The 1,245-nt window shown below is 64.4% G+C and carries 2 protein-coding genes; both read right to left on the bottom strand.

From position 1 onward, the window contains the following. Nucleotides 1-458 (bottom strand): hypothetical protein (locus tag ACY45C_RS12895; RefSeq protein ID WP_462187864.1); only part of this gene is annotated, 458 nt, incomplete at its 3' end. Between the two features lie 565 nt (nt 459-1,023). Further along, nucleotides 1,024-1,179, bottom strand: coding sequence for a hypothetical protein (locus tag ACY45C_RS12890; RefSeq protein ID WP_462187863.1), 156 nt, complete (start codon nt 1,177-1,179; stop codon nt 1,024-1,026). Nucleotides 1,180-1,245 lie beyond the last annotated feature (66 nt).

Below are 1,245 nucleotides of genomic sequence, written 5' to 3'. Positions count from 1 at the left end.
ATGGACGCTCCGGTAAGAGCGGGCGGCGAGAAACCCGCGCCACGGCGGGCCGCGGAACCATACCAGCGGTCGTCGTCGAAACCGCTCTCGTCGTCGCTGCCGTCCGGACCGTCCCCGCCGGCGTAGTCCCAGCTCGACGACCAGTTGTCCGACGAGGACTCGACGGAGGCATCGGAGACGTCCGAACTCGCCCAGTCGAACTCACCACGACCGAACACGAACGAGCCACCCATCGGACGATTCTCCGGTATTGAGCGGTGCACGGACACCGACGCCGACGCCGAGCCGACGACACGCGGGATCACAAGCCAGGCAGTGATGTTGACCCCCACGACGGCGAGGATGATGACAATCGGGACCAGATAGCTGTACTCAGGCGGCAGCATGACGGCAAGCGCCGTCAACCCTCCCACCAGGAGGGCGACGCCCGTGGAGATCGCCGCGAGGAGCCGGGCCATAGGCATGTTCCTATCGCCGTACGGCCAGCGACGCCCCCGATCGACGTCAACCCGACAAGCCAGGAGGACGGTTTGGTGACGTGCATCCCGCTTGCACCGTCCGTCCTCACATCATGGGCCGATCTCACATGCTCGGAGAGCCACCCGACCGCGGCCCTCCGTATGTGGCCACGTGCTGACGCCCCCCGCTCCCCCTGGATGGCTTCACGGCTGGACGGCACCAAGACCACCGCATGACGTCAGCGTAGAAGCACGGGGCGACCTCGGGAATCGCGTCGCATCGGCACCCGGAGACGGCCCGGAGACATCGAGGATGCGACTGGGGTGCCGCGGATCGGGGACGGATGGGAACGACCCGGACACCTCAGCCGCGTCCTCAACATACCTGTTCGATAGCTAGTAGTCACTGATCGATTACAGGCAGTTCTAGCCTACACTCCGTTTGGCGTGCCTGTACCCGTATGGCGTACCCACCCGGGCACGGCTCCTCGTGGACGATCGACAGACGGACCACGCGTTTCCCGCGATACATCGACGAAAGATCGCGTTCCGGACCGGGCGGAGGTCATCGGGCGATCCAGCGGACCGGGACGATTCCCGGATGTCGAACCGGCCACACCCCGGCCCCTCGCGGCACGCGGACGCCTTCACCTGGGTAAACAACGAGGTATGACGCACAGGGGACGTAATGAAGTAACAAATACGTGATCGAGAGCATCATCGCAGATCACAGGCCTGTGGAGGGTTCGAAACGCGCAAGTTATTTCATTTCGACTCCACAGCGATG

This window comes from Frankia sp. CcWB2 (genome assembly GCF_977927585.1).
The sequence above is the reverse complement of the archived record's forward strand: the minus strand, read 5'-3'. Positions and strand labels throughout refer to the sequence as shown.